The organism is Cupriavidus sp. 96C5-1 (assembly GCF_057798855.1).
The window spans coordinates 78,284-100,927 of sequence record NZ_JBYOJU010000003.1 but is presented as its reverse complement, the minus strand read 5'-3'; the positions used below and the strand labels follow the sequence as shown (position 1 = coordinate 100,927).

At 63.1% G+C, this 22,644-nt stretch carries 31 protein-coding genes; 2 read left to right on the top strand and 29 right to left on the bottom strand.

Annotation, left to right across the window (positions count from 1 at the left end; translation table 11 throughout):
- Nucleotides 1-12: 12 nt before the first annotated feature.
- Nucleotides 13-816, bottom strand: a complete 804-nt coding sequence (gene gloB, locus AC3FOF_RS05235; RefSeq protein ID WP_276265092.1) for a hydroxyacylglutathione hydrolase — start codon at nt 814-816, stop codon at nt 13-15.
- A gap of 247 nt (nt 817-1,063) precedes the next feature.
- Between gloB and AC3FOF_RS05230 the strand changes: the two genes are divergently transcribed.
- Complete coding sequence (locus AC3FOF_RS05230) at nt 1,064-1,309, top strand: hypothetical protein (RefSeq protein ID WP_488726004.1); 246 nt, start codon at nt 1,064-1,066, stop codon at nt 1,307-1,309.
- A 227-nt stretch (nt 1,310-1,536) separates the two neighbouring features.
- Here the strand turns inward: AC3FOF_RS05230 and AC3FOF_RS05225 are convergent, their stop codons facing one another.
- Complete coding sequence (locus tag AC3FOF_RS05225) at nt 1,537-2,301, bottom strand: hypothetical protein (protein ID WP_488726003.1); 765 nt, start codon at nt 2,299-2,301, stop codon at nt 1,537-1,539.
- A 404-nt stretch (nt 2,302-2,705) separates the two neighbouring features.
- On the opposite strand from AC3FOF_RS05225, the gene AC3FOF_RS05220 reads away from it, so the two are divergent.
- Complete coding sequence (locus tag AC3FOF_RS05220; RefSeq protein ID WP_488726002.1) at nt 2,706-2,969, top strand: hypothetical protein; 264 nt, start codon at nt 2,706-2,708, stop codon at nt 2,967-2,969.
- A 20-nt stretch (nt 2,970-2,989) separates the two neighbouring features.
- On the opposite strand, the gene AC3FOF_RS05215 is transcribed toward AC3FOF_RS05220, so the two are convergent.
- From AC3FOF_RS05215 to AC3FOF_RS05085, 27 genes are all read right to left on the bottom strand, one after another.
- Nucleotides 2,990-3,361: a hypothetical protein gene (locus AC3FOF_RS05215; protein WP_488726001.1), complete on the bottom strand. Its 372-nt coding sequence runs from the start codon at nt 3,359-3,361 to the stop codon at nt 2,990-2,992.
- The gene (locus AC3FOF_RS05210) at nt 3,358-3,759 is read right to left on the bottom strand and encodes a hypothetical protein (protein ID WP_488726000.1); all 402 of its coding nucleotides are present in this window, start codon (nt 3,757-3,759) and stop codon (nt 3,358-3,360) included. The genes AC3FOF_RS05215 and AC3FOF_RS05210 overlap by 4 nt, the downstream gene beginning before the upstream one ends.
- A complete protein-coding gene (locus AC3FOF_RS05205; protein ID WP_488725999.1) occupies nt 3,759-4,106 on the bottom strand; it encodes a ubiquitination-like system serine protease family protein in 348 nt (115 codons plus the stop codon). Before AC3FOF_RS05205 ends, AC3FOF_RS05210 begins: the two co-directional genes overlap by 1 nt.
- Nucleotides 4,103-4,384, bottom strand: a complete 282-nt coding sequence (locus tag AC3FOF_RS05200) for a phage holin family protein (RefSeq protein WP_488725998.1) — start codon at nt 4,382-4,384, stop codon at nt 4,103-4,105. The genes AC3FOF_RS05205 and AC3FOF_RS05200 overlap by 4 nt, the downstream gene beginning before the upstream one ends.
- A gap of 11 nt (nt 4,385-4,395) precedes the next feature.
- A complete protein-coding gene (locus AC3FOF_RS05195) occupies nt 4,396-4,977 on the bottom strand; it encodes a glycoside hydrolase family 19 protein (protein ID WP_488725997.1) in 582 nt (193 codons plus the stop codon).
- 388 nt (nt 4,978-5,365) lie between these two features.
- Nucleotides 5,366-5,725, bottom strand: coding sequence for a hypothetical protein (locus AC3FOF_RS05190; RefSeq protein ID WP_488725996.1), 360 nt, complete (start codon nt 5,723-5,725; stop codon nt 5,366-5,368).
- Nucleotides 5,722-6,051: a hypothetical protein gene (locus AC3FOF_RS05185; protein ID WP_488725995.1), complete on the bottom strand. Its 330-nt coding sequence runs from the start codon at nt 6,049-6,051 to the stop codon at nt 5,722-5,724. Before AC3FOF_RS05185 ends, AC3FOF_RS05190 begins: the two co-directional genes overlap by 4 nt.
- Before the next feature lie 7 nt (nt 6,052-6,058).
- Nucleotides 6,059-7,243, bottom strand: a complete 1,185-nt coding sequence (locus AC3FOF_RS05180; protein WP_488725994.1) for a phage head spike fiber domain-containing protein — start codon at nt 7,241-7,243, stop codon at nt 6,059-6,061.
- Nucleotides 7,244-7,245: 2 nt separating this feature from the next.
- Nucleotides 7,246-7,458, bottom strand: coding sequence for a hypothetical protein (locus tag AC3FOF_RS05175; RefSeq protein WP_488725993.1), 213 nt, complete (start codon nt 7,456-7,458; stop codon nt 7,246-7,248).
- Nucleotides 7,455-7,721: a spike base protein, RCAP_Rcc01079 family gene (locus tag AC3FOF_RS05170; RefSeq protein ID WP_488725992.1), complete on the bottom strand. Its 267-nt coding sequence runs from the start codon at nt 7,719-7,721 to the stop codon at nt 7,455-7,457. The genes AC3FOF_RS05175 and AC3FOF_RS05170 overlap by 4 nt, the downstream gene beginning before the upstream one ends.
- Nucleotides 7,722-7,784: 63 nt before the next feature.
- The gene (locus AC3FOF_RS05165; protein WP_488725991.1) at nt 7,785-8,912 is read right to left on the bottom strand and encodes a phage head spike fiber domain-containing protein; all 1,128 of its coding nucleotides are present in this window, start codon (nt 8,910-8,912) and stop codon (nt 7,785-7,787) included.
- 3 nt (nt 8,913-8,915) lie between these two features.
- Nucleotides 8,916-9,518 (bottom strand): phage tail assembly chaperone, encoded by a 603-nt coding sequence (locus tag AC3FOF_RS05160; protein WP_488725990.1) that lies wholly within the window; start codon nt 9,516-9,518, stop codon nt 8,916-8,918.
- Between the two features lie 8 nt (nt 9,519-9,526).
- A complete protein-coding gene (locus AC3FOF_RS05155) occupies nt 9,527-10,198 on the bottom strand; it encodes a tail fiber protein (RefSeq protein WP_488725989.1) in 672 nt (223 codons plus the stop codon).
- 15 nt (nt 10,199-10,213) lie between these two features.
- Nucleotides 10,214-13,372 (bottom strand): phage tail protein, encoded by a 3,159-nt coding sequence (locus AC3FOF_RS05150; RefSeq protein WP_488725988.1) that lies wholly within the window; start codon nt 13,370-13,372, stop codon nt 10,214-10,216.
- A gap of 8 nt (nt 13,373-13,380) precedes the next feature.
- Nucleotides 13,381-13,782, bottom strand: a complete 402-nt coding sequence (locus AC3FOF_RS05145; RefSeq protein ID WP_488725987.1) for a DUF6950 family protein — start codon at nt 13,780-13,782, stop codon at nt 13,381-13,383.
- The gene (locus tag AC3FOF_RS05140; RefSeq protein ID WP_488725986.1) at nt 13,782-14,336 is read right to left on the bottom strand and encodes a hypothetical protein; all 555 of its coding nucleotides are present in this window, start codon (nt 14,334-14,336) and stop codon (nt 13,782-13,784) included. The genes AC3FOF_RS05145 and AC3FOF_RS05140 overlap by 1 nt, the downstream gene beginning before the upstream one ends.
- Nucleotides 14,333-14,989, bottom strand: a complete 657-nt coding sequence (locus AC3FOF_RS05135; protein ID WP_488725985.1) for a hypothetical protein — start codon at nt 14,987-14,989, stop codon at nt 14,333-14,335. Before AC3FOF_RS05135 ends, AC3FOF_RS05140 begins: the two co-directional genes overlap by 4 nt.
- A gap of 2 nt (nt 14,990-14,991) precedes the next feature.
- Nucleotides 14,992-18,288: a phage tail tape measure protein gene (locus tag AC3FOF_RS05130; protein ID WP_488725984.1), complete on the bottom strand. Its 3,297-nt coding sequence runs from the start codon at nt 18,286-18,288 to the stop codon at nt 14,992-14,994.
- A complete protein-coding gene (locus AC3FOF_RS05125; protein WP_488725983.1) occupies nt 18,278-18,718 on the bottom strand; it encodes an HK97-gp10 family putative phage morphogenesis protein in 441 nt (146 codons plus the stop codon). Before AC3FOF_RS05125 ends, AC3FOF_RS05130 begins: the two co-directional genes overlap by 11 nt.
- Nucleotides 18,718-18,990 carry a phage tail assembly protein T gene (locus AC3FOF_RS05120; protein ID WP_488726118.1) on the bottom strand — a complete coding sequence of 91 codons (273 nt, stop codon included), beginning with the start codon at nt 18,988-18,990 and terminating at the stop codon, nt 18,718-18,720. Before AC3FOF_RS05120 ends, AC3FOF_RS05125 begins: the two co-directional genes overlap by 1 nt.
- A 17-nt stretch (nt 18,991-19,007) precedes the next feature.
- Nucleotides 19,008-19,412: a hypothetical protein gene (locus AC3FOF_RS05115; protein WP_488725982.1), complete on the bottom strand. Its 405-nt coding sequence runs from the start codon at nt 19,410-19,412 to the stop codon at nt 19,008-19,010.
- Between the two features lie 2 nt (nt 19,413-19,414).
- A complete protein-coding gene (locus AC3FOF_RS05110; RefSeq protein WP_488725981.1) occupies nt 19,415-20,050 on the bottom strand; it encodes a phage tail tube protein in 636 nt (211 codons plus the stop codon).
- A 63-nt stretch (nt 20,051-20,113) separates the two neighbouring features.
- Nucleotides 20,114-20,515: a DUF3168 domain-containing protein gene (locus AC3FOF_RS05105; RefSeq protein ID WP_488725980.1), complete on the bottom strand. Its 402-nt coding sequence runs from the start codon at nt 20,513-20,515 to the stop codon at nt 20,114-20,116.
- Complete coding sequence (locus AC3FOF_RS05100; protein WP_488725979.1) at nt 20,508-20,840, bottom strand: phage head closure protein; 333 nt, start codon at nt 20,838-20,840, stop codon at nt 20,508-20,510. The genes AC3FOF_RS05105 and AC3FOF_RS05100 overlap by 8 nt, the downstream gene beginning before the upstream one ends.
- Nucleotide 20,841: 1 nt before the next feature.
- Nucleotides 20,842-21,186 carry a head-tail connector protein gene (locus tag AC3FOF_RS05095; protein ID WP_488725978.1) on the bottom strand — a complete coding sequence of 115 codons (345 nt, stop codon included), beginning with the start codon at nt 21,184-21,186 and terminating at the stop codon, nt 20,842-20,844.
- A 3-nt stretch (nt 21,187-21,189) separates the two neighbouring features.
- Entirely contained in the window at nt 21,190-21,357 is a 168-nt protein-coding gene (locus AC3FOF_RS05090; protein ID WP_488725977.1) for a hypothetical protein, read from the bottom strand.
- Nucleotides 21,358-21,413: 56 nt separating this feature from the next.
- On the bottom strand, nt 21,414-22,643 hold the full coding sequence (locus tag AC3FOF_RS05085) for a phage major capsid protein (protein ID WP_488726117.1): 1,230 nt from the start codon (nt 22,641-22,643) through the stop codon (nt 21,414-21,416).
- Between the last annotated feature and the right edge of the window lies 1 nt (nt 22,644).

Below are 22,644 nucleotides of genomic sequence, written 5' to 3'. Positions count from 1 at the left end.
GGCGGTGGGAAACTAGCGGAAATTATCTTTCCAGCCACGCAGCGCGCCAAAGGCCGCCGCGTCATTGGCGGCCGGACCGCCTTCGTGGGCGGCCACGGCCTTGCGCACCGCGGGTTCGCGCGAGCGCAGGAAGGGATTGACCTCACGCTCCTGCGCGACCGTGGTTGGCACCGTGGGCGTACCGGCGGCGCGCAAGGCATCCACGCGCGCCTCCCAGGCTGCCAGCGCGGGGTTGTCCGGCTCCACCGCGCGGGCAAAGCGCACATTGCTGCGGGTATATTCGTGCGCGCAATACACCCGGGTGGCGCCGGGCAGCGCGGCCAGCTTGTCCAGCGACGCCAGCATCTGCGCCGGCGAGCCCTCGAACAGGCGGCCGCAACCGCTGGCGAACAGGGTATCGCCACAGAACACGGACGGACCGGCGCCGGCCAGCTCCGCCACATAGGCGACGTGGCCGGCGGTGTGGCCCGGCACGTCGAGCACCTTCAGCCGCAGGGCGGGATGCGCCACGTCCACGGTATCGCCTTCCCGCACCGCCACGGTACGCCCGCCGATGCGTTCGCCCGCCGGGCCGATCACCGGCAATGGCGCGCCATCCGGCGCAGTGGGATGCGCCGCCAGCAGCTCGGCCACCCCGCCCTGGTGATCGCCGTGATGATGGGTGATTACAATAGCGCCCAGGGCCAGCCCCGCGTGCGCCAGGAAGGCTTCGACCGGCGCGGCTTCGCCCGGGTCCACCACCGCGGCACAGTGACCGTCGTGGATAGCCCAGATATAGTTATCCTGGAATGCGGGAATCGGCTCCACCTTCAACATGCGTGCTCCTATGTCCAAGCGTCCGATTATAAATTGGACGGAAGAAATTTTGGATGCCTTATTTTATAAGGCTCTCCGGGTAACTCTGGCTGCGCGGTAGCAAATTTGGTAGCAATCAGATCCCGGCTGCAGCATTCTAATAGTGCTACCGCCACAGGAAATTGCTACTAAAGTCGATAGGCACTGTATATCCATACAGTTCATATGCTACATTCCGCAGCACCCACCAACGCTCGGAGTTGCCACCATGTCCGATACCCGCACCATCAAGTACATCGTCGTGCCCTACCGCCAAGGCACGGGCGACGCGCTCCTGCCCGGTGAGATCCGCCAGGCATCTAGTGAAGTCGGCGCCATCCGCATCGCGAGCGGCATGGCCTCGAGTTTCGTTGGCGTCGCGGCATACGAGGTGCTGGTGGACGAGGAAACCGGCGAGATGAGTTCGCCCCGAATCCTGGCACAGGAAGGGAGCATTCCGGCTCTCGGCGAATAAGGCTCGACCATGACGATCCAAACCTATCGACCAGAGACCATCTTCCTCGAGTCCGAGTTCCCGCTCGGTGACGCAGCCGTGCTGCGCCAAGCGGAATGGGCAGAATTCGATCTCGATGGCGCCATGTGGACAGTGCCGGCGGCGCGCCTACAATCGCACACAGTGGCTCGATCAACGCCGCGACCTCATGCAGCGCTGGGCGGACTATCTAGATAAATTGAGGCAAGCTACGTCACAGATGCCGTAACACCGCGGATACGATTGAATGACTCCACAACCGCGCGGACTGGAATCATTGCTCGCGGGAACAGCAAGCCGTGGCGGATACGGAATCGGCGACGGGCATCGTCTCTCTGCTTTTGCGTCATTGAAGGGGGCTTGGCGCTAGCGGCAGCAGGCACGAAATCGGGCGGAATAGCTACGATGCCATCAAAGAGGGAAGGCTGGACCTTGACCATGATTTCGGCCTTCGCCAACCGGCGGCGCAGCGTACAGGTAGCTATCGCCAGGCGATCGGAGACGGCCTGGCGTGTCTGGCCACTTCGACTGAATATGCGAACGTAAGCTACTGCTTCGGAAAACCGCCCGAGCAAAAAGTCTTCCCGCTCTACCTCATCTTCGCGGTGGGCCAGCGCCACCTCTGGCTCATTCTGTTCGGAGGCTTGGAGTCGCGACAGAACGCCATTCTGAACCAACTCACCATCGTCGCCTTCTCTCTCCGCATCAAGCCGAAAAGCATGGCGCATTTGTTTTTCGGCAAACTTCACAAACCGGTTGTATAGCCGACTCACGACTTCGCGACGAAATAGCTTGCTCATGAGATCCTGCGGCGCCTCCCCCTGTTGATCCAGTTCCACAGCAACGATCCACGCCTCTGCTTGAAGTTCCTCTACTGAGGTTTCCCCCCGGGCGCCAGAGGCGATTCGCTTTAGATCGGAAAGTATCGAGGGAAGGAACTGCGAGAAGAAAGCACCGCCTGAGCTGAACGACATGCTACGACCCTAGGAGGGTGGACACGCCGCACAGTTTATGGCAACTAGAAATTTTAGTGGCTAAAGATACACTTTATAACAGAAACCTTATGGACCATTTCCGGGGACTTGGCCCGCAAGCACGGTGATTACCGACCGACTTACCTACCGGGTTCCGGAGCGGGCGCGCAGCTTTATGCGGCCCCGCCCGCCCGAGCTGGTGGATGCCGAGCCAGCCCCGCGGGCATCACGTACCACGACGGCAAAATAAAACCATAGCCTATATGACGCTCTCGTTCGCGCTACAAATTCTGTCCGCATGCATCGGCATACTTGGATCTATATTTTTCGCCGTTGGCGTTGTCAGGCAGAGCCCAGCCAACATGGCAGAACTATCTGGCACTTACTGGGATTGGAACCCCCACATGACCAAGGCTCTAGCCGCACAAAAGGCAGACTACGTATTTGGGGGCTGCCTAATCGTAATTGCTTTTTCGGTGCAATACACTTCGCTCATTCCATGGACTGCGTCGGTCCCGCTGCCCGTCGCACAATCAACCGGGCTTGGGCTTGCATTTGCCCTAACCGTTGCCGCTTTTTTTGCCCTTCGTTGGTTGAGTGGCCGCCTCGCCGGCAGGTATGAACGGGACATTCATGCCATACTCTCCGCCCGTGAAAAACCAGAGTAGCGCGCGGGCCTGCGATTACGTCACTGACAAGCCGCCACCGCCGTCTCCAACCGGATCTCGTATGCCGCGCGCTGGCCCACCTCCACCAGCGCCGCCCGCCCCTTCGTGAACACGTCCGCCGCCGGATCGACCTGATCCAGCGCCCAGGCTGGCCGAGGCACCGGCTCCACCCTGCACGGCACGGCCACCGGCACCTCCACTGCCCGGGTCTGCGTGATCACCTGGGGCGGACTGGCGCAGCCGGCCACCACCAGGGATACCGCGATGCCTAATTTGCAAGCAAAATTGCCGCAACGCCTTGTAGCGCTTGGGATTGCGGCCCGGGCGGGCGCGGACTCACCTGCACCACCTGCCGTTTTTCGCACAACCTGCACCACCTGCATGCCCTTCATCGCCCTGCCCTCCGGTCCATGATCGCTTCGGTCAGCAGCTCGTCCAGCGAGCCGCACAGGTCGGCCGGCCTGGCCGGTGGCCGGCGCGCCAGGCCGGCAACCTTGCCCTCCGCCGCCGCGACGCGGCTCTCGGCCTGCGCCAGCGCCGCAGCGACCTGGCCCGCGCGCTCGGCCGCTGCCGCCTTCAGCGCCGCGACAGCGCCGTTCGCCTTCTCGACATCGGTGGCGCAACGCTCGTTCGCATCCTGCACGCGGTCGGCGCGCTCGGTGGCCGCCTTCAGCGCCTGGGCGGCGGCGTCCGCGCGCGGAGCAAAGTACAGCAGGTAGGCCAGCACCACCGCGAGCACGCCGCCAAGCAGCGCGGCCACGCCACAGGCGCGCCATGGAATCTTCGGCATTAGCATCCCCATCCCTCCGGAAATTCGACCATTGACACCGTCTGGCCGGCCAGCGCGTGCGTGCAATCGCCCAGGTACTGGATCCGGCCATCGGTCACGAACGTGTGGCAGGCCTTCTTCACGTTCTTCCGCTGGTCGCCGAACTCGCCCGGGTTGCCGCTCGGCTCGCTCCAGGTCACCAGCACGCTGGGCGTGAAGGTCGGCCGCTCGGCGTCGCCGTTCCAGTCCCAGCGCGGGCCCGGCCCATCGCCGTGCTGGATCGTGTGGGGGATGCCGCAGCCTGGGCACCAGAATGACAGGCAGCCGGGCGCAGGCTGATACAGGACTTTCGAGAGCGCGGTCATCATTTCCCAGCCCCCTGGCGTAGCTTGCGCTTCAACCACACCTCGATGTACTGCGAACCCATGATGCCCAGGCCGCTGCCAATGCCATAGAGCGCCAGCGGCGGTAGGTCTGGGAACTGGATCAGGCCCACGCCGGCAATCATCGACGTGGCCGCGCCCAGCAGCGCCCGGCCCATGATCAGCCGGAAGGTCAAAGGGTCATCACTCACGAACAGCTTCCCCAGGGCAATCATCGCGCCCATTGCGACCAGCATTACCAAGCTCTTTTCATGGTCTTGCATGTAACCCTCCCCTATCCCTTGATGAATTGCTTTGCACGATCCCAGCGCTGTTGCCGGTCGGCCAGGCCGTTGATACCGCCGTTGATCCGACGGGTGAGCGTTTCGAAGGCTCCGGCATCCGCCAGCGCATCCAGGTTCTTCACCTTCCAGAACCAGCACGCCGAGCGCGCGGCCAGCGCGTCGCTCTCAAGCAGCGCGGGGTTCGCCTCGACATCGATGCCCAGCGCGGCGGCGCACGCGCGGTAGTTGCCGCGCCCTGTGATCTGGATCAGGCCCCGCCCCATGAACCGCTTACCGTCGCCCGGCTGGCTGTTGCCCAGCTCGTAGGGCTTCTGGTTCCGGTCGGTCTTCCCCGCCGGCGGCCAAGCGGCCGAGAAATCGCGCTCGTAGCGCATCTGCGCCGGGGTCGGCCCCCATAGCTCACGCGTGAGCGAGAAGCCCAGCGATTCGTGGCCGACCTGCGCGATCCATGTGGCCACACGCTGCGACTGCAGGATGCCGAACTCAAACAGCGCCGGCTCGACGTGTGGCCACCAGCGCGCGGCGAGCGCTGGCGACAGGCCAGCCGCGGCCTGGAAGGTTCTTTGGTCCATTTGGGCTCCAGAAAAGGAAAAGCCCGCTCGAGGCGGGCTGCTGTTGATTCGTTGCATTTGTTGACAATACTCACCTGCGTGCGCTGCTACCCTCCATTTCCGCCCTGCCCGATTCGACCCGTCGGGGCGGTTCCCCCCGCCAGGCACGCCCGCGCCTGGCGGTTTTTTCGTGCCCTCACCGTCGCCGGCTTCCGCGCGCCAATCTAGGCCGGCGCATCTGGCATCGGAGCAGTTGTGTTAGCTGCCACATACACGGATCGGCATAGGAAGCCTAGATTGGAAGTACTCGGTGTCTTCCGTCCATCCGCCAGATTTCACCGAGTGCCAGGCCATCTCCCAGGTGCCTGGCTTTCTTCTTTGGTCCCGTGGCAAAAGGGGCGTCAAGCTCTCACCCTTGCTCGGCCGTGAGCAGGCGGTAGGCCTCCTCTTGCGTAATACCCAGGTCGTACTTGCTGGCAAGCGCGGCCGACAGCGGCAGCGCCGCCGGCGGGCCGGCCACCGCGATCTGCGCGCGGTAGGCTTCCAGCTCGAGGCGCAACCGCCAGCGCCGGCTTACCCGGTAGAGCAAGCCATTGAGGCCGAGGCAGCGCCAGAACTGCCGCGCATGGGCCTGCTCATGCGCCACCAGCGCGGCGCTGGTACCGGGGCGCACCAGGACCACCGGCCCCAAGGTGTAGCCGTCGAAGCGGGCCGGGATGAAGCGGCTGGTGGTAACCACAAGGCAGAGGGGGCGGAGGTAGAGTTTCATTCGGCCCACACCCTGTATGGAGTGGCGGGGCCTGGCTCCTCCAGCATGCCGACCAGCGCATCGCGCTCGCCGGCGGATAGCGGACGCTCGAGCCGGAGGTTCACGTGCCAGCCCGGTATCGGCGTCGGCGCGGTGATGACATTACCCTCGGCGTCCCACTCACCGCCCTTGTAGATCGTGCCGATGGTGGAAATATTGACGCCCTCCGCCGGCACGCGCTGCTGCTGGCCGTCCTCGCCAAGGGTCTCGACCGTCAGGCAGGCCGCCAGAAGCGCGGCGCGCGTGGTATCGCGGTCGACGCCGCGCAGGTAGTAGTCGTGAAACATGGTCACCTCACACGGTCAGGGCTTGGAGTTCGGCATTGGAATACCGGCGCGGAATGTAGCGGGCTTTGTTGATCCAGCCATTCAACTTTGAACTGCCAACCTGGCCAAGTCCAAGTTGCGTGACCACAGGCAAGTTGCCGCTTGCCGCCGTCACGACCGCGCTGCCGTTGCACGACAACGCAAAATCGTTCGCCTTGTATGCCAGTGCTACGCGCGTCAGCACATACAGCGCGACACTTGGCCCGCCCAATCCCACCTGCTGAACTCCACCGACGTTCACCGTTGCACGCACTGCGCCAGCGGAAGTCACGTAAAGCAGAATCGAATCGTTTGCCGTCGCCCCCTTAAGTCCGAGGATCCAGTTCGCATCCGGTTTAGCTGCGGGAATTGCAAACTCTGCAAAGAGAGTTCCCTCGTTTGGATTGAACCCGATCTTGCTCAAGTCGGTTATCGGTGCATCGTCAGCGGCGCGAGTGGCTTGGGCCGAGGTGGTCCGAATCGGCGACGATGGATAGAAGGCGTCTGGCTCAACCTGGAAGTGATGGACAATGACCGAGTTCCCAACGGTGGTGCCCGAGCACGGGTACGGGTAGAAACCGTATGTATCGCCAGCAGCCAGCGCGGCAGTCACCCACACCATCCACACAATGCCGCCATTGGGGCCGGAATCAGCCAACTTTACGGCGCCGCGGGATGCCGGGATGATGCTAGTCGCATCCGATACCCCGCCAGTCTCCATATTCAGCCCCACACTAGCCATGGTCGTCGGCGTGCCCGTGGTGCGGTACATGCGCAAGACAACGCTGGCGCCAGCACCAGGGACCTGTTCCACGATGGCCCACATCACGTACTGCTTGCCGGTACCCGCAATGATGACGCCACCAGGGGACATCGGCCCGTCACCAGTTGCGATGCGGGTATATTTCACGGCTAGTGAATCGCCGAAGACGCTTGGCTTTCCCTGCTCAACAGAGTAGGCAACACCCCCCACCTGGCCGAACATGCTAGGCCACACCAAGTTTGTGCTTGCCACTTCCACCAGCATCCCGCGCACCGCCCGCGTGATCGGGTCGTATTCCAGGCTCGGAACGTTGGCCGCATCCTGCACCTGCACCCCGCCACTGCTGTAGCGCCAACGGGCAGATGCTCGCGAGAAGGTGACGAGGTCACCGAAATTTCTGTTTCCCAGCATGTCTATCCCTTTGCTTTGAAGACGCCGATGACACCGTATGGCCACGTTGCGTCATCTGCCCAGGCCCGGTATGTTTGGGTGGAGAAATCGAGATCCATCGTTGGCTCATTGACGGCGCCAAAGTCGAGCAACAGCGTGCCCTGCGACAGATCCTCCGCGTCGTATCGGCCGGCGCGCCGGGCGCCGACCAGCGATAGCCCGAGCCCGAGCCTCATAGACCCGCCAACCCGGAAGCCGTGGTGCCAGTCGCGTTCACGCGCCGAGCCCGGATCGGCAGTGTTTCCCCAGGTTGGCAGTTGTAGAACGGAACGACCACGCCGTCGATTCGCACGGCCATCACATCGCCGGGGAAAGCAACTCGAATGCTGTTGGCCACCTCCGCAAAGTCGTTCGTGTCGCTCGGCGTAATCGAAAAGTAGGCGTCCGAGGGCGCCGTGATGGTCCTCGCCATGTTGGCGAAGCGGTCGGCAGCTGGCATTTCATTCTCCAAAAATAAGAAGACCGCCCGGAGGCGGCCACGTGCACGAGTACGTTGGATCGATCAAGCCGTGATGGCTTGCTGTTCGGGGGCAGAGAGGCGCCGTCGGATATAGCGGACATGGCGGATATGCCCGGCACCACTGCCGCCCATAAATAGCCGATCGACGAGATCGATCGGCGCGTCTGCAGCAGACTCGATAACTGCGCCGCCATTGATGCAAACAGCCACGGTCGACCGGCTCATGGTGATGGCGCACTTGACCACCTGACCGGCAGGCGCGGGGTAGTTGGGAGAGTCCACAATACCGATGCCAGCGCGTCGAACAATGCCGTCATACGTTTGCGCCGTCGGGTCACCCACCGATCTCGAGTAGATGATGTTGTTCGCAGTCCCGTCGTTGAACCCAACCTGATCAAACTCAGCAACTGGCGTGTAGCGCACGGGTTCCGCCTCAACGACAAGCGTTCCCTGGTCTCGGCCAAACCAGTCCCCAAAGATCCGCACCTTCGCGCCGTCGTAAGCGCGGGTAGCTTGTGTTGCGCCTGTTGGGATATAGCTTGTCATGAACGCGCCAGGCTCAACCTGCGGCCCGAATCCCTCCAGGTTTGCCACGCCGGTATCGACAAGGAAATAGGCGCCCAACGGCGTCACGTCGCTTCCCAGGTGTTTCGCTGTGAGCGAATAGCGCCGCCACTTGCCGTCTGCTATCACGTCAGCGTCGCTAAAGAACTTGTATGCGCGCTGTGCGACATTGGCAGCGTCACGATACTCGAGCATGAGGACCTGCCCTAACGACGGCTTGGTGGTTCCGCGCCACCAGACCGACGACGTAACGGGCTGCCCCTGCACTGGCGTGTAGAGCTTCTGCACGTAGGCATAGCCTGTGGCCGTGTTGCGAATAATCGCAGTGGGACCACCATCCGGTGCGCCGCTACCGACAGCAACTGTGGTATTGCCACCAACGTTCCAGCCGCTAGCGGCCTGCCCGAAGTTCACCGAGTTCGTGATCAGATTCGTCCTCGACTCACTCTCGAGCAGGAAACCACGCGGCGCGCGAGTGATTGGGTCGTGGTCAAAGCGCGGCTGGTTTGCCGGCACCTGCACCAGCAAGCCGGCTGCGTTGTAGCACCAGCCCGGCGTGGCCCTGGTGAGGGTGATCAGATCGGCAAAGGGTCGGTTACCCAGCATGCATTACTCCGGCTTCGTGGGCCAGTCGATCACGCGCGGGAAGCCGGCTTGCGTCGGGATCCCGCGCAAGTCCTTGCGGTATTGGCTCAGCGCCTTCAGGCGCAGCGCACTGGCGGCGTCCAGCTCCTCGAGCACGAAACCATCCATCAGCGGTGCGATCAGGCGGTCGGCCTCCGCCAGCAGCGCATCGCGCTGGGCGCGCGCGGCAGCGGCCAGTTGCTCGGCCTCGAGCGCCGCATCCAGGGCCCATTCCTCATTGACCCATTTGTGCGCGGCCGAGGGGCGCGGCTCGTCGGTCAGGAACGCCGGCAGATCGCCCAGGCCGGTGTATTCCTGGCCGAGCACGAATGGCGAGCCATCCGCTGTACGGAAGAGCGGCACCGCACGATAGTCCGGTACCAGCGTCCAATTGCCCTCCTGCCAGTTCTGCGGCGGCCGGCCGGTCGGGTCCAGGTACAGGCGGGCGCGGCGCTCTGCGGCGGCCGGCGGCGCGGTCGGCGTGGCGTAGCCCGGCACGATGGGTTCCTCGGGCAGCAGCGGATTCTCGTCGGCCACGCCGTTGCAGAGAAACTCGCCCGTCAGAGGTTGGTAGTTGTAGATTTCCATGGGATTCCTCAGAACTTGATGATGGCCAGCAAGGAGACGTTGCGAGGGCGAGTTTCTGTCCCCCCCGTGCTGCCGATGGTAGCCGTCAACAGCGTCCCCCAGATCCCGCCGCCTGCGGCCGACAAACCATTGTTGATCCACTGCCCAGAGTTGTAGTTGCTGCCCCAGTCTGTCGAGTATGGGTGCGTGTGACTTCTGAAGGCATCGCCCTGAGCGCTACCGAACACGCGGCTTGCGTCCACCCCGCGACTGTCGTCCCAGCCTCGCAGGAACTCGCCGCGCAGGTCCGGCAGATTGAACGTGGTGGAGCCGTCGCCAGCACCGAAGGTGGTGCCGATCTCATTGAACAGATCCGTGTAGGCCGCACGCGAGACCGCGGCTCCATTGCATTTCAAGTAGCCCGTCGGCGTAGCGCTCTTTGCGTGAAAGACAATGGCACCGGGCAGGATCAGCCCGAAGTTCGTCACACCGATGAAACCAATCTTCACCCAGGCGGTGTTTCCGCCGTTCCGCTGTTTCATGTACCCGGTACCGAAGTCGGCCCAGAACTGATACGGATAACTCGGATTTGGCTCCGCCGACCCGGAGCTATTGCTGGCCAGCGCCTGAAGTGCCGCGTTCAGGTCGGCGCGGAAAGCTGCGCCGGCCTGGTTGGCAATATCCATGTCGTGTTGGGGCATGCGTACCTCTCGAAGTTAATAGCCGTTTGCATACCAGTCGAATCGCCTTGAGACAGGCACGCCCGCGCTGGTAAAGAAATTGACGGTGAAGCCCGCTTCGGACTTCCCGGTGACCGTGAAGTAGTCGCCCTGCGCACCGTTCTGCGCAGTGATGCCAATGGAAGGCACGATCCGGAACGGCTTACTGAACGTGATCGGTTGCGGCCCGGACGCCGAGACGACATCGCGCGCGTAGTCGCGCCGGTCCGGCATGTCGACACCGACAGCCAAGCCGGTAACGACCACGTTGTGGGTCGACGACGCGCTTTCCAGCACAACCTGCCACTGGAACGCACGGGCCTCGTAGTCCCCCATGGAGAACCGCTGCCACGGTGACCAGCTCGGCGCGCCGGCGGGGTCGTCGTTCGTCGTGCGCACGAACAGCGATACCGCCGTGTCGTTGATGCGCCCCCCGTCGATCGATTCCCAGGCGTCGATCTGCTCGTAGCGAAAATCGATCATGTCGCCCGTGTCGAACGACACCGCATCAATCGTCGCAGTGAGGCGCGACTTCTCGACGACACCGAGATCCAACGCCCCGGCAAAGGTGTAGGTGCCGCTGCCGATGATGCCGCCAAGCGAATCGATCAGGCCCCATCCGCCGTTACCCACCACGGCGTCAATCAGCCCCAGCCCATCGACGGCCGGCTGGCCGTCCCACTGCCCGCTCGCGTCGCTCAGGCCTTGGTCGTCGATCAGCGCAGCGCCAATCAGCTTGATGCCATTCATTGCCGGGTCGAGCACGACGCCGTTCTTAGCCCCAGTGAACGCCGGATGCTCGGTGATCGTCGCGACGACGTTCAGATCCTGCAGCGACGGCGCCGTGGTGGTCACCTGGGCCGCCGCCGGCGACTCGTGCCCGGTCGAGTCGACGAACTTCGCCAGGTAGGCGCCCTCAAGCAGCGGCAACTGCGCCGAGTTGGCCGCACCGGCAATGAAGCCGCCGATGTCGATCGCGCTGCTCCAACTCGTCTGCACCAGATCCGTTGTATGCCGGATCCGCACCTGACCGCCGTTGCGCACGTCCAGTTCGGTGGCCACATCCCATGTCAGATTGGCAAGGCCGTTCAGGACGGTCAGCGCCAGCCCCGTCAGATTCCTGGGCGGCGCCAGCTTTCCCGTCACGGTATGAACCAGCGAATAGGTCCAGTCCTTGCTGCGCACGCCGATCGCGGACACCAGGCGCCCGCGCACCTGATAGGGCATGCCGTCCTCCACCGGCGAGATGTGGATGCTGGTGGTGCCGGCCGCCAGCGGCGCCAACAGCGCCCAGTCAGCCTGGTCCGCCCGCTTGTACTGCAGCTCGATGCGGCCAGACTGTGCCAGCGACGCCTCCTGCACGGCCGGCCACGTCACCAAGATGCGCGACGTCACCACCCCGCTCTGGCTGACGATCAGCTGGTCCTCGCCCGAGTCCATGCGGATCTGGCCCAGGCTCTCCACCTGGAACGGGTTCGGCAGGTTGGTATCGGGCGCCGGATCCACCACCGTGGCGTTGCCCATGTTCCAGTCATAGACCGCGGCGGCCTCCTCGTTCAGCACCAGGTCGATGCCGCCGTCGGCGCTCATCTTCCACGACATCACGCGGAAGACCTTGTTGGTCCAGCCGAACTTCGCCAGCGTCAGCTTCACCGTGCTGTAGGCCGTGAGCTGGAACGCCGTCAGCTTGGCCGGGAACTCGACCACAATGCCCTGCCGCGACCGCTCCAGGATGATCTTCGCCAGCCGCTGCGCCGCCACGCTGTCAGTGGTGTACGGCAGTTCAATATCGCGCTCGATCACCTCCCCATCCTGGGCCGCATAGAGCGCGTTCCTGACCGCCGGGAAGTCGCCGGGTTGCCAATACTTGGCCGGATCAACGAACGTCCCCTTGACCACGTTAAACAGGTCCTTGCGGGACATGCGCGGCTGCACCTTGATCGCGCCACGCAGGTCCGATTCCGTCAGCGTCACCGTGGGGATGTCATAGGCCCCAGCGAAGACGCGAAACACGCCGCCCGAGATCACCACCGCGCCGGCGCTGGCGGTCGTCAACTCGGACAGATTGTCCCGGGGCGACTTGTCGGACATCACGATGCCGTTGCAGCGGTAGCGCCGATCACCTTGACCGGACCCCAGCGCCACATACTCGTCGGACACATTGGCCGCCGCGATCACGCTGGCCAAGTCGATGTCGCTATCGCTGCAGCCGAAACCGCTCTCGTTGCGCAGGTAGTCGTAGACACACAGCGCCCAATTGTCCGACCACGCCGTAGTGCCGTTGCGCAGATCGTAGACGCGCCGGCCCTTCACCACCGCCTTGATGTTGGGCAAGCCGTTGGGGAACAGATCGGCGTCAAACTCCAGGCGCACATACAGATAGCAGACGCCGCGCAGGCGATGGTCCCAGGTCCAGCCTGGCACCTCTGCCACCATGTCGCCGTCGGCGCCTTGATCCGGTTGCCCGAGATGCTTCCTCACCTTCACATAGGCTTTGGCGCGCCGCGTCTCGAAGGTCAGCACCAGGACCGTCGCTCCTTCCGGAATGCCGCTGGCCGTAACGTGCGTCGGCCCACCGCCGATCTCCCCGCGGATTGGGACGCTCGTTTCCACCGTCCGACTGTCCTCACCCTCCGATGGTGTCACCGCTACCAGCGAAGTAATGCTGCGGACCTGCTCACCAGTATTGATGACGACCTGAGACGCCCCCGGTGGGATTGGCCAGTTGATCGTCTTCGACTCGCTCCACTCTTTCAGGAACCTCCCGCCGATGGGAAAGCCGTTGCCGTCCAGTACGCCGACCGCGTCATCTCCGAGGTACACCTCCTCGATCGCGTCGCACTCATGGTCGGCCAGCGCGATCACCAGATGCATGAACTGGTTCGCCTTGCCGTTGCCGTCTGTGCTGGCGGCGAAGATCAGCGGGCCCGAAGTCATCGCCCGACCGTAGATCATATTGCGTGGCTGGACGTTGGAGCGCACGATCTGCGTGCGGCCCTGGGCTTCCCCAGCGAACCCGTTTTGCGACCCCCCCGACTTCTTCGAGAGGGTGGCAAACAGAAGCGACGCTGCCAGCGAAACGACGGTCATGACAAGGGTCGACGTGCCAAGCACCGTCCCAGCCGCCAAGACCACCAGCGGAATAACCTGTGGCATGTCTCACCTCACACGTGCCATGCCGCCCTTGCGGACGACATCGGCATGAACGTAACGCCATCCGGCCCTTGAGCGGCCAGCGTTTCCCCAAGGCAGACGCCCAGCGCTGGCCCCTGATCGGTGTCCACCAAGACCACATCACCGCGGCCGGCCAGCGCCGGCGGTACCGGCGCGCCAAGCACCAGGGTGGCGATGCCGGCTACGCCTTCGTTATCGCGCAGCACGCGACGCGCGCCCTTCTCGCTGGCATAGAGGCCGCGCCAGCGCATGCCCGGGTCTGTGCCGGTCATGGCCTCGATCGCATCACAGACGAAGAGGCAGCAGTCACTCTCACCCCAGCAAAAAGCCCGCTCTTGGCGGGCTTCAATGAACTCGGCAAGTCGAGTCGGCCAGTCTTCCAATCTCTGCATCAGCGCCCTCCCCACAAAAGCTGCTTCTCCACCATCTGCGGCACGTACTCAAATCCCCGGTCACCTGGGTATCGGCTCTGCTGGTCCTCGTTGTTGAAGCGGCGTACCTTCGCGCGGCCCCAAGTGACCATCCGGGACTCGGCCGTCACCGTAATCGTGGCTGTATCTCCAACTTCCGTTGGCATGGTGTCCATGCGTCCCGAGAACAGCCGGATGGGCTGGACAGCCAGCTGCAGATCCTCCCGCAGCGGCGCGAACCATACCTGGCAGGGCCGTCCCTGGTACTGCTCGGCCAGCGAGATCGCCACAAACTCGCTGGGAACGCCCGACAGCGTCAAGCGCAGCCCGATTGCCTCAAGGCTCGCCTGCTCCTGAATCGGCTCGATTGCACCGAGCGCGCCGATTCCCGTCCACGTGAAGCCACTCCAGTTGACGTCATAGCCCGCACTGCAGACCCGCAGCGGCTGGGAGAAATCCATCTGTACGAAGAACAGATACGGCACGTGGCTGGCGGTGACCGCGGCGACGGTGCCGCCATCTAGCGTGCGCGTCATTGCCAAGCCTCCACCGCGCTGATCACCACCGACTCGGAAATCCTGCCTGGCGCCACCGAAACAGAGAACTCGTCAGATGTGAGCATCATCAGCGCCTTTGGCTTATCAAGCGCAATAACGGATAGATCTGCCGGCGCCTTTCGAAAGGCGGGTGCGACCGGAATGGACGCCAGTCCTGCCCCATCACTGGTCACATCCGCCGTTACCATCTTCAACTCCGCGCCCACGGATAGAAACTCACCCGCGCGCAGCACCAGTGTGTTGGCCGGCCACCACTTCGTCGGCAATAGCTTGAAGTTGCTAATCGCGCCGTTGACGACAGGCATCCCCTCCACCTGATACGACTGCTTAACGAAGTCGAGCACAAGCGTCGCATCCCCTGGCGTTGACAGTATCGCCGCCGACGGGCGTTGATGCGGCCACAACAGAAAGCGGCCGGCCATGCCACCAAGCGACGCAAGGAACCCCTCCAGCCGCCCTCGCTTGCCCTCATTCATCGGCGGAAACTCCAACGTCACCTTCCAACGCGCTCCGGGCCGCTCAAGTGTCTGAGCTGACCGATTCAAAGGCGACGTGAATGCCTCCGTGTTCGACTGCAAACCCCATGTCGCCTTGGACGGACTCAAACCTACCGGCCAGTCGGGTACTGCCATTGCTATCTCCCCATCAGCCTTTCGATATCACCACCTCGCCACAGGTTGGCCTTCATCTCCGCGATAGCGGCGTCCTTCGCTCGAGCCATCGCCTGGAGGATCGACGCCTGGTCGGACCTACTATCGATATGGATCGTTTGAGGCACGGTCACGGTGATCGATCGCTCACCGGGATTGCTAAGCAACTGATTCGCAACGGCATTATCCGAAGATGTAGGTACGAACAGCGTCGGCGCAGCGTCGCCAACGTAGCCTCCATTGGCGTAGCCGGGCAGCGCCGAAAGCAACTGCTTAACACCCGGGCGCGCCACCGTCCCAGCATCGGTCACCCATTCCCCCCGGTGCACAATGCCGGCCGGCTCGTACTTCCCGCCGTCGCCGGTGTAGCCGCCGAGCGAGTACAGTTGCATGCCGATAGCGTTGATCATGTCAACAGGAGTGCCAGCCCCGTCCATGCTGCCTTGCGCTCCACCGAAGGAAGACAGCATGGATCCGCCGCCGATGGCGCCGCCCAGCGCACTGAGGCCCATCTGGAACAGCCCCGACATTTGCGCACGCACCTGGATGCGGATCAGATCCGCAATAATTGACCTAGCCATATCCCCGAACCGAATCTGGCCTGTCATGGCGAAATTGGTGATCCCATCCTCCATGCTCTTGAACATGCTTGTGAAAGCGCCGCTGGCCTGCGCCATCTTGTTGCGCGACGACTCCACATAGTTGGCCACCGCTTCGGTCGCCCCATTCGACCAATCAGCCTGCTTCGCTTTGATGTCGGTGTAGTAGGCGGCGTAGTCGGCCAGGGACTGCTGCAGACCGGCCCGGATCTTCTCCTGCTCGTCGAGGTATTCCTTGCCGCCGCGCAGATCCTTCGGTGTCGCCTCCTCCATTTTCCACTGGAGTCGCTCGTATTCCTTGTAGATCGACTTGACCGCCTCAGCGTTTTTCTGCGCCTCGGCACCCATGCCAATCGCACCTAGCTGGCGGTCGTATTGCTCCTTCTGGCCCTGCTGGTAATTCGCAATCTGCGCGTTGATCTGCGCGGAGCGCTCATCCAGCTTGACCATCTGCTCTTTCAGCAGTTTCTGCCTTTCGGTCTCCACGTTGGCGGCGAGCTGGGCCTTGATCTCATCCTGGCGAGCTTGAAAGCTTTTCTGATCCGCCGTGAGAATATCCTTGCCCTTCAGGTCGGCCATCTTCTGCAGGAACTCGGCCTGCTGTTTCTCGGCCTGCGCCAGCTTGGTGCTGGAATCGATGGCGGCCTGATCTGCTGCCTGCTGCTCACGTAGCTGCTGCAGAAACCGTGTGGCGGCATCATCCTGATACGCCTTCGGCTTCGCCCCCTTCGGATCCTTATACTTCTCGTTGATGGAAGCCAGTCGGCGCTGATACTCGTCGGCGGCCATGCCCACGGCCTTGGCATCGCGATCCAGCTGCTCGATCTCGTCCTTACGCTGCTCGGCCTTGCTCCGCGTCGCCTTCTTCTGCGCATCCAGGCGGGCCTGCGCGGCAATCATGACGTCCTGCTGGCGCTGCTTCTCGGCGTCCACCTGCTGCTTGGCCGCGGCGTCCTCCAGCGGCTTAGCCTGCGAGCGAAGCGCTGCCAGGTCGTCCTGCAGCGCCTTTAACGCCTTTGCGCGTCCGCGCGCCCCGGCGCCGACCGCCGCCCCACCATCAGTCGATTGGAATCCGCCCGAATCAAACTCGTCGATCTGGCGCATCGTTGCCGCGATTTTCGCCTTGATGTCATCAAGTGTCGCCGCACGGCCGACGCCCAGCATGGCATCCCAAGCACCCTTCGCCGCCCCCGTGATCGCGTTCCAGGCGCGCTCCATGTAGCCGAGGTTCTCGATCACCTTGTCGGCGCGAGACTTCATCGCCTCCGCATAGGTCCGTTGAGCGAGCGCCGCCGCCTCTTCCTTCTTGCCCTGCTCCTCAAGGGCGACGATCTGGTCATAGACCGCCTTTGTCAGGTAGTGGTACTGCTCATTGAGCTTCAGCGAGGCTTTCACCGGCTCGTCTGCGAGCTGCACAAACTGGCTAATGGTCTTGTCGACGGCAGTACCGGTGGCCTTCTCCATGGCCTCGGCTGCCGTACCGAGCGCCAGCATCTGTGCGCCGGCGATCTTGCCCGTCTCGGCCATCTTGGTCAGGGTCTCGGAGGCCTGCGCCTGCGTGCCGATGGATTGACTGATCCGCGCCGCCATGGTGGCCATCTGATCCGCGCTGGTACCGGCATGGTTGCCCGTCATGAGCAGCGCCTGGCCGTAGGCGCGTTGCTCGCCGGCGCCCGTCGACGCAGCGTAGGTCAGCACCGCAAGCGCGGCCGCAGCGACAGTGGCAGGGTTGATCAGCGCAGCGATATACGTCCCCACGGCCTGGAGCGCGGGCCGCACCCCGCCAAACATGTCCTTCAACTGCCCACCCTGCTGCGTCAGGATCAGCAGCGGGCTCTGCCCGCCGGCCAGCTGCGTCACGATGTCAGTCATCTGCGCCGGGATCATGCGCATCGCTGCCGCGGTTTGCCGTGACGAGATGCCGACCTTCCCGAGTTGCTCATCCTGCGCCTTCAACTGAGCAAGCAGGGGGGCGGCCTGGCTGGAAAGACCCATCTCTGCGGCCTTCATCTCCAGGATCTCTGTGGTCGTCTTGCCAAACGTCTTAATACGCTGATCCAGCGAATCTAGAAAAGCACGTCCCGACGCGGCTCGCGCCTCCTCGGCGTTCAGTAGGCGCTGCGCTTCGGCCTGTTGGCGCAGCGCAGCTTCGGCTGCGCGAATCTGAGCAATGTGCGGTGCGGCATCCGATCCAACGCCTCGCTTGCTCGCCTCATGCTCGATGCGATCGATGTCCGACATACCAGCGGTATCGGCGCGGGTCCTGATCGACGCGAGGAAGTTCTGATTGGATTGCGCCTTTGCTTGCTCCGCGTTCCATGCCTTTTGGGATTCAGCAGCATGGCGATTGGCCTCGTCAACTTCATCCATTCGCTGCAGGTACGGAGCGATCGCCGCAGTGATTCCCATCACCGCCGCCTTCTGCTCGAGCGCTTGCCGCTTCGTGACGCCATAAGCATCTGATGCTCGCGCCACCTGATTGACTACCTCGGTAATAGCCCTCGCACTTGCCCGCGAACCATTTTCCGCCGCTTGGGCAATGGCATCCTGAGTCGCCTGCATGCGCCTGGCCAAGGCTTCCTGCCCTGCGATAGCCGCCTCGCCACTGCGGCGCATCCGGTCCATCCCAGCCTCATAGCCAGTCGCGTCCGCCGTTACTCGGACGACGGTCTCATTTGACATTGCTCAACTCCTTCACCTTCGTCTGGATGACGGCGTCGACGGCGTCTGCAATGTCACGCCGCCGGGCATCAAATGCCGGCCGCAGAAATCCTTGAGCCGGCATCTTCGACGTGCCGTGCTCGACGAAGCGGCCATAGAACGCTTCCTTCGACCAAGTCACGATGTAGGTGGCAATCTTCCCGGGCACCGATACCTGCTCGTCATAGGCAATCAGGATGTGGTCACGCAGAAACCCAGGGTAGTGCTTCTTGCCTTTCCGCTCGTAGGTCTTGACGCCCACGGGGGCGCGCAGCTTGGCCTCTTCCAGGACCACGCGCGCACCGGCTACCGCCGCCTGTCGCAACACGGATTCGCTAGCGATGTCATCGAACGCCCGAAGCGCGTCAGTGAGAGCCTGCGGGTTGTCGATCTGGAAGGATTTACGCGCCATCACTCTCTCCGAGGAAACATCATCGAATCGATCAGTTGCGCCTGCTCCTCCGGATCCTCCAGGAGGATGGGCTCTGCCTCGGTTACTTTGCCGTGGTAATCGTTCCAGTACATGAAATCGAGCGGCCCAAATGGCTCTGACCGCTTTTTCGCGTCCCGATTCACGTTACCGATCATCGAGGCGATCGTGCCGGCGCGCAGGTCGTCGTAGTGGCTGCCAAACGGCTCAATTCGCGCGAAGGCCATCCAATAGACGAACTCCGCGCTATCGATTTCAGCCTGGGCCTGTTTTACGGATTTTCCGAGGACGAGGGCGAGCCGGTACCAGAGCCGGAGTTCTGGCCGGCTTCGGAGTTTTTTTCTGCCGCCTCCACCGATGCCGGGCCCAGCGCGTTGATGCGCATGGAGACGTCGAACACGCGGTCCAGCGCCTCCCTGCACTTGCTACGAAGCGCCTCGACGTCTTCCGCTGAGAACAGCAGCTTGCCGTCTGTGTCGACCAAGGTCGAGACGAGCACGCGCGCCTGGAACTCGCTGAATGCCATCTTGGTAGCGCCATTTGCGCCGAGGAACTCATCGCGCGCGCGACCGGACATGACAGCCACGCGTACCGTTCCGCCCCATTCCGGGACGGACACGTCCTCGGTCTTGATGTCGGCCGCGCCGAGGATTGCGTCTTTCGAGAGAATGTTCATAGTTATGCGTCTACCACGTCGCCAGAGATTCGGAGGGTCACGCCGCTCGACTTCACCGCGGCATCCACGGCGCCTTCCAGCGGGCTGTTCTTCACCGAGGCGGTGAAGGTCTTGGTCTTGTTGTTGGGCATCGTGAGCTTGAAGGACTTCTGGGCGGCCGTGCGCTTGGCCGCATCGACCGCGATCTGGCCGGGGTCGGAGAAGTCCTTGTTCACGTCGAACGTGAACGTGCCCCAGTCCTGCAGGCCGGGCATGTTTTCCTTGGCGGTCGAATCGAGGTCGGTGGTGTCGATCTCGCCGGCCTGGCCGTCGAAGCCTTTGAAGCTCAGGAGGTTCTTGATCTTGACCCAGTTCAGCGGCGTGGCGTTACCCGAGGCTGTGATCGCTTTGCCGAGCGTGTTGATGTCGACCGCGAAGGTAGTGGCCGTTACATTTTTGGCCACTACGGTCTGGCCGTTCAGCAGCGCCGCATCGACGCCGGTCAGGCCGGCAAGCGTGACGACATCGCCGTTTGAGATTCCGCTCGCGGTCAAGATGGTCGGGGACCCGAGCGCAATGCCCGTGATAGCTTTGGCTGCGCCAGCCGTGCTGGAGATTTCCAGCTTCGATCCTTGCGCGGAAATTGCGGTACTTGGCATGATTGCTTCTCACAAAAAAATGCCCGCGCAAGGCGGGCGGTGGAAAAAAAGATTGCGGATCGATCACGGGTAGTACCAGATGCTGAAATCCAGCCGCGAGCCGCGCAGCTTGGTATCCGCCTCATAGAGGCTCACCGGACCGCCGATTGGAACGTTTTGTGCCAGGTCTAACGTCCACGTCATGGACTCCGCCGAGAAGGTGGCCGATTGGACCCCCGTCATCGCCCGGATCACGCGCCGCATCAGGTCCGAGCATTCGGCCCGGGTCGCTGCCCAGATGTTGATTTGCACCCTGGCGTTCTGAAGGTCGGCCTGATCGTCGAGCATGTTCATCGGCTGCCCGCCGACCGCCTGGTAGGTGATGTACGGGCGGGTCGCTCCATCCGGCGCGACATCCGGATAGACGCGGTCTGCCACCAGGTGGCGCAGCGCCGCGTAGACGGTCGATTCGGCTGAGTTAGCCATGTGGCGGCACCATTTCGCATGCCAGGTCAACGTACTGGCGGCGTACCTCGTCGGGCATCACCGCCTTGATCTCGTAGGCAGTCGTGCCGTGTAACACGCGCATCGACGCGTCAATGTCGGTCCGGTACCGAATCCGGATGCTCGCACGCACGATCGACGTCGGCGCATCCGCCTTGATCGTCTCCAGGCCGCTCTTGTGCAGGATGCTGGCCCATACCGGCTGCCCCACATCCATCCACGACGGGGCAGGCTGTCCCGTATTGTCCTGCCCCGCGGCGGGGCGCTGGATCGTGACCAATTTATTGAGCGAGCCTGCTCTCAGCATCTTAGATCCCCGGTGTGATGCGATGCGGCCGAAGCAGCTTGACGGCAGTCAGCGGCAACTCAATAGCTGTCAGTCCCACCACGGAATCCTCCCGGTTGCAATAGAGGTCGCCAAGAGTCTTCAGGATGCCTGCCTTGATCGCGGCATTGACCACCATCGGATAGTCGCCTGCAGTGCCTGCCTGCTTTGCGGCCTCTAGTTCCGACTGCGTCGCAAACACCGCTCGATTCAGATAGTCGAGCGCTGCCTGCTGCGCCCCTTCGAGATAGAGCGTGATCAACTCGTCCTCGGCGCCGGCGGCCACTCGCAGGTGCCCCAGCGCGAGCCCTAAAGAGACCAGCGCCATGACCTACTCCTTCGGATTCGCCGGCTTCTTGTCGCCCGACTTGGGAGCATCAATCGCGCCAAGCGCGGCTGCGCCGGCTTCCAGCTCTTCCGGACATTCCTCACCCACCTCGAAATCTTTCGGGTAGATCTCCCCGTCGGGGACGCCCTTGAACGGTTTGGTAAATTTCATTGCGTTCTCCTTGGATTGGGCAGCGGTGGCCACCGGGCCACCGGCCGCCATCGCGTTTAGATCGAGATCTTCAGTGCCTTGAGCACATCCGGGTTCAGCAGACCGCCGCCCACGCGCTTCGTGGTGTAGAAGTTGATGTAGGGCTTGTTCGAGAACGGGTCACGCAGCACGCGCACGCCGACGCGATCCACGATCTGATAGCCACGCTTGAAGTCGCCGAACATCAGCGGCGTCGAGTTAGCTGCCACATCGGGCATGCCCGGCACTTCCGTGATGGGGTACCCCGCAAGCGTTGCCGGCTGCCCGGCCTGATACGAAGGCTGCCACAGGTAGTTGCCCTGTCCATCCTTCAACTTGCGCACCGCGCCCTGGGCATTGCGGCTCATGGTGAAGCGCGCGTCTGCGGTATAGGCGCTCGGCAGCGCGGTGGTGAGATCGATCACGCTGTCCGAAGTGATGGTGGCGGCTGCCCCGCTTTTCACGATCTGGATTGCCCCCCACGGATGGGCCGCCGCATTCGCGCCGCCGGTGATATACGTCAGGATGCCAAATGGCTTATTGGCGCCATCGCCCGACAGAAACGCAATGCCTTCCTGGTAGGCAAACTCGGTCTCCACTTCGCCAGCCAGCCAGGTCTCGAGATTCACCTCGCCGTCGTCCAGCATCGCCTGGGTAGCCGACGGGTTCGCATAGATCTCGCCTGGGGTGTACGTCAGGCTGCCGAACGTCGGCGTGTTCGTCTCCGGGCGCGCCGCCTTCTCGCCTACCCAGCCCGAAGTGGTGCCGCGGTTGTTGAACAGCTTGGTGAAGCCGGCGGTAGAGATCGGTTGGATTGCGCAAATTGCACGCATCGGCGACACAAGCACCAGGCGACTGGTGATCGTGCGATCCCACTCAATCGGGGCCAGATAGCCGCCTTCCGGAGCGGTACCCTTGTTCAGGGAAGCCGACACGTCGCCGCGCTTGAAGTGAGCGCGGAAGGCATCGGTGTATTCCTTATCCTTCAGGGGGACGCCGTTGCCGCCCATTTGGGCGGCGGCAATCTTCACGTTCGCCTCGTCGACAGCGGTCTGCAGCGTGTCGAGGTGAGTGCTGATCTTTTCCACCTTGGCGGTAATGTCCGAGGTCGGGAGGCCGGATTTCACAGCCTCGAGCTGCTTGGTGTGCTCTTCCTTGAAGGCGGCAAATGCCTTGCCCAGGTTATCCACCAGGGCCTTCACTTCGGGCATGGTAACGTCCGCGCGGACCGATTGGATGCCGCGCGGCACACGGTTTTGATGTTGCATG

Bases quoted from the DNA above. Each gene is read 5' to 3' on its own strand.
- AC3FOF_RS05130 (WP_488725984.1), bottom strand. From the start codon at position 18,288: ATGTCAAATGAGACCGTCGTCCGAGTAACGGCGGACGCGACTGGCTAT.
- AC3FOF_RS05170 (WP_488725992.1), bottom strand. From the start codon at position 7,721: ATGCCAGCTGCCGACCGCTTCGCCAACATGGCGAGGACCATCACGGCG.
- AC3FOF_RS05155 (WP_488725989.1), bottom strand. From the start codon at position 10,198: ATGCCCCAACACGACATGGATATTGCCAACCAGGCCGGCGCAGCTTTC.
- AC3FOF_RS05165 (WP_488725991.1), bottom strand. From the start codon at position 8,912: ATGCTGGGTAACCGACCCTTTGCCGATCTGATCACCCTCACCAGGGCC.
- AC3FOF_RS05230 (WP_488726004.1), top strand. From the start codon at position 1,064: ATGTCCGATACCCGCACCATCAAGTACATCGTCGTGCCCTACCGCCAA.
- AC3FOF_RS05190 (WP_488725996.1), bottom strand. From the start codon at position 5,725: ATGAAACTCTACCTCCGCCCCCTCTGCCTTGTGGTTACCACCAGCCGC.
- AC3FOF_RS05105 (WP_488725980.1), bottom strand. From the start codon at position 20,515: ATGGCTAACTCAGCCGAATCGACCGTCTACGCGGCGCTGCGCCACCTG.
- AC3FOF_RS05100 (WP_488725979.1), bottom strand. From the start codon at position 20,840: ATGCTGAGAGCAGGCTCGCTCAATAAATTGGTCACGATCCAGCGCCCC.
- AC3FOF_RS05210 (WP_488726000.1), bottom strand. From the start codon at position 3,759: ATGCCGAAGATTCCATGGCGCGCCTGTGGCGTGGCCGCGCTGCTTGGC.
- AC3FOF_RS05145 (WP_488725987.1), bottom strand. From the start codon at position 13,782: ATGCAGAGATTGGAAGACTGGCCGACTCGACTTGCCGAGTTCATTGAA.
- AC3FOF_RS05175 (WP_488725993.1), bottom strand. From the start codon at position 7,458: ATGAGGCTCGGGCTCGGGCTATCGCTGGTCGGCGCCCGGCGCGCCGGC.
- AC3FOF_RS05200 (WP_488725998.1), bottom strand. From the start codon at position 4,384: ATGCAAGACCATGAAAAGAGCTTGGTAATGCTGGTCGCAATGGGCGCG.
- AC3FOF_RS05205 (WP_488725999.1), bottom strand. From the start codon at position 4,106: ATGATGACCGCGCTCTCGAAAGTCCTGTATCAGCCTGCGCCCGGCTGC.
- AC3FOF_RS05225 (WP_488726003.1), bottom strand. From the start codon at position 2,301: ATGTCGTTCAGCTCAGGCGGTGCTTTCTTCTCGCAGTTCCTTCCCTCG.
- AC3FOF_RS05180 (WP_488725994.1), bottom strand. From the start codon at position 7,243: ATGCTGGGAAACAGAAATTTCGGTGACCTCGTCACCTTCTCGCGAGCA.
- AC3FOF_RS05220 (WP_488726002.1), top strand. From the start codon at position 2,706: ATGACCAAGGCTCTAGCCGCACAAAAGGCAGACTACGTATTTGGGGGC.
- AC3FOF_RS05085 (WP_488726117.1), bottom strand. From the start codon at position 22,643: ATGCAACATCAAAACCGTGTGCCGCGCGGCATCCAATCGGTCCGCGCG.
- AC3FOF_RS05135 (WP_488725985.1), bottom strand. From the start codon at position 14,989: ATGGCAGTACCCGACTGGCCGGTAGGTTTGAGTCCGTCCAAGGCGACA.
- AC3FOF_RS05160 (WP_488725990.1), bottom strand. From the start codon at position 9,518: ATGGAAATCTACAACTACCAACCTCTGACGGGCGAGTTTCTCTGCAAC.
- AC3FOF_RS05125 (WP_488725983.1), bottom strand. From the start codon at position 18,718: ATGGCGCGTAAATCCTTCCAGATCGACAACCCGCAGGCTCTCACTGAC.
- AC3FOF_RS05090 (WP_488725977.1), bottom strand. From the start codon at position 21,357: ATGAAATTTACCAAACCGTTCAAGGGCGTCCCCGACGGGGAGATCTAC.
- AC3FOF_RS05095 (WP_488725978.1), bottom strand. From the start codon at position 21,186: ATGGCGCTGGTCTCTTTAGGGCTCGCGCTGGGGCACCTGCGAGTGGCC.
- AC3FOF_RS05115 (WP_488725982.1), bottom strand. From the start codon at position 19,412: ATGAACATTCTCTCGAAAGACGCAATCCTCGGCGCGGCCGACATCAAG.
- AC3FOF_RS05150 (WP_488725988.1), bottom strand. From the start codon at position 13,372: ATGCCACAGGTTATTCCGCTGGTGGTCTTGGCGGCTGGGACGGTGCTT.
- AC3FOF_RS05185 (WP_488725995.1), bottom strand. From the start codon at position 6,051: ATGTTTCACGACTACTACCTGCGCGGCGTCGACCGCGATACCACGCGC.
- gloB (WP_276265092.1), bottom strand. From the start codon at position 816: ATGTTGAAGGTGGAGCCGATTCCCGCATTCCAGGATAACTATATCTGG.
- AC3FOF_RS05110 (WP_488725981.1), bottom strand. From the start codon at position 20,050: ATGCCAAGTACCGCAATTTCCGCGCAAGGATCGAAGCTGGAAATCTCC.
- AC3FOF_RS05140 (WP_488725986.1), bottom strand. From the start codon at position 14,336: ATGACGCGCACGCTAGATGGCGGCACCGTCGCCGCGGTCACCGCCAGC.
- AC3FOF_RS05215 (WP_488726001.1), bottom strand. From the start codon at position 3,361: ATGAAGGGCATGCAGGTGGTGCAGGTTGTGCGAAAAACGGCAGGTGGT.
- AC3FOF_RS05195 (WP_488725997.1), bottom strand. From the start codon at position 4,977: ATGGACCAAAGAACCTTCCAGGCCGCGGCTGGCCTGTCGCCAGCGCTC.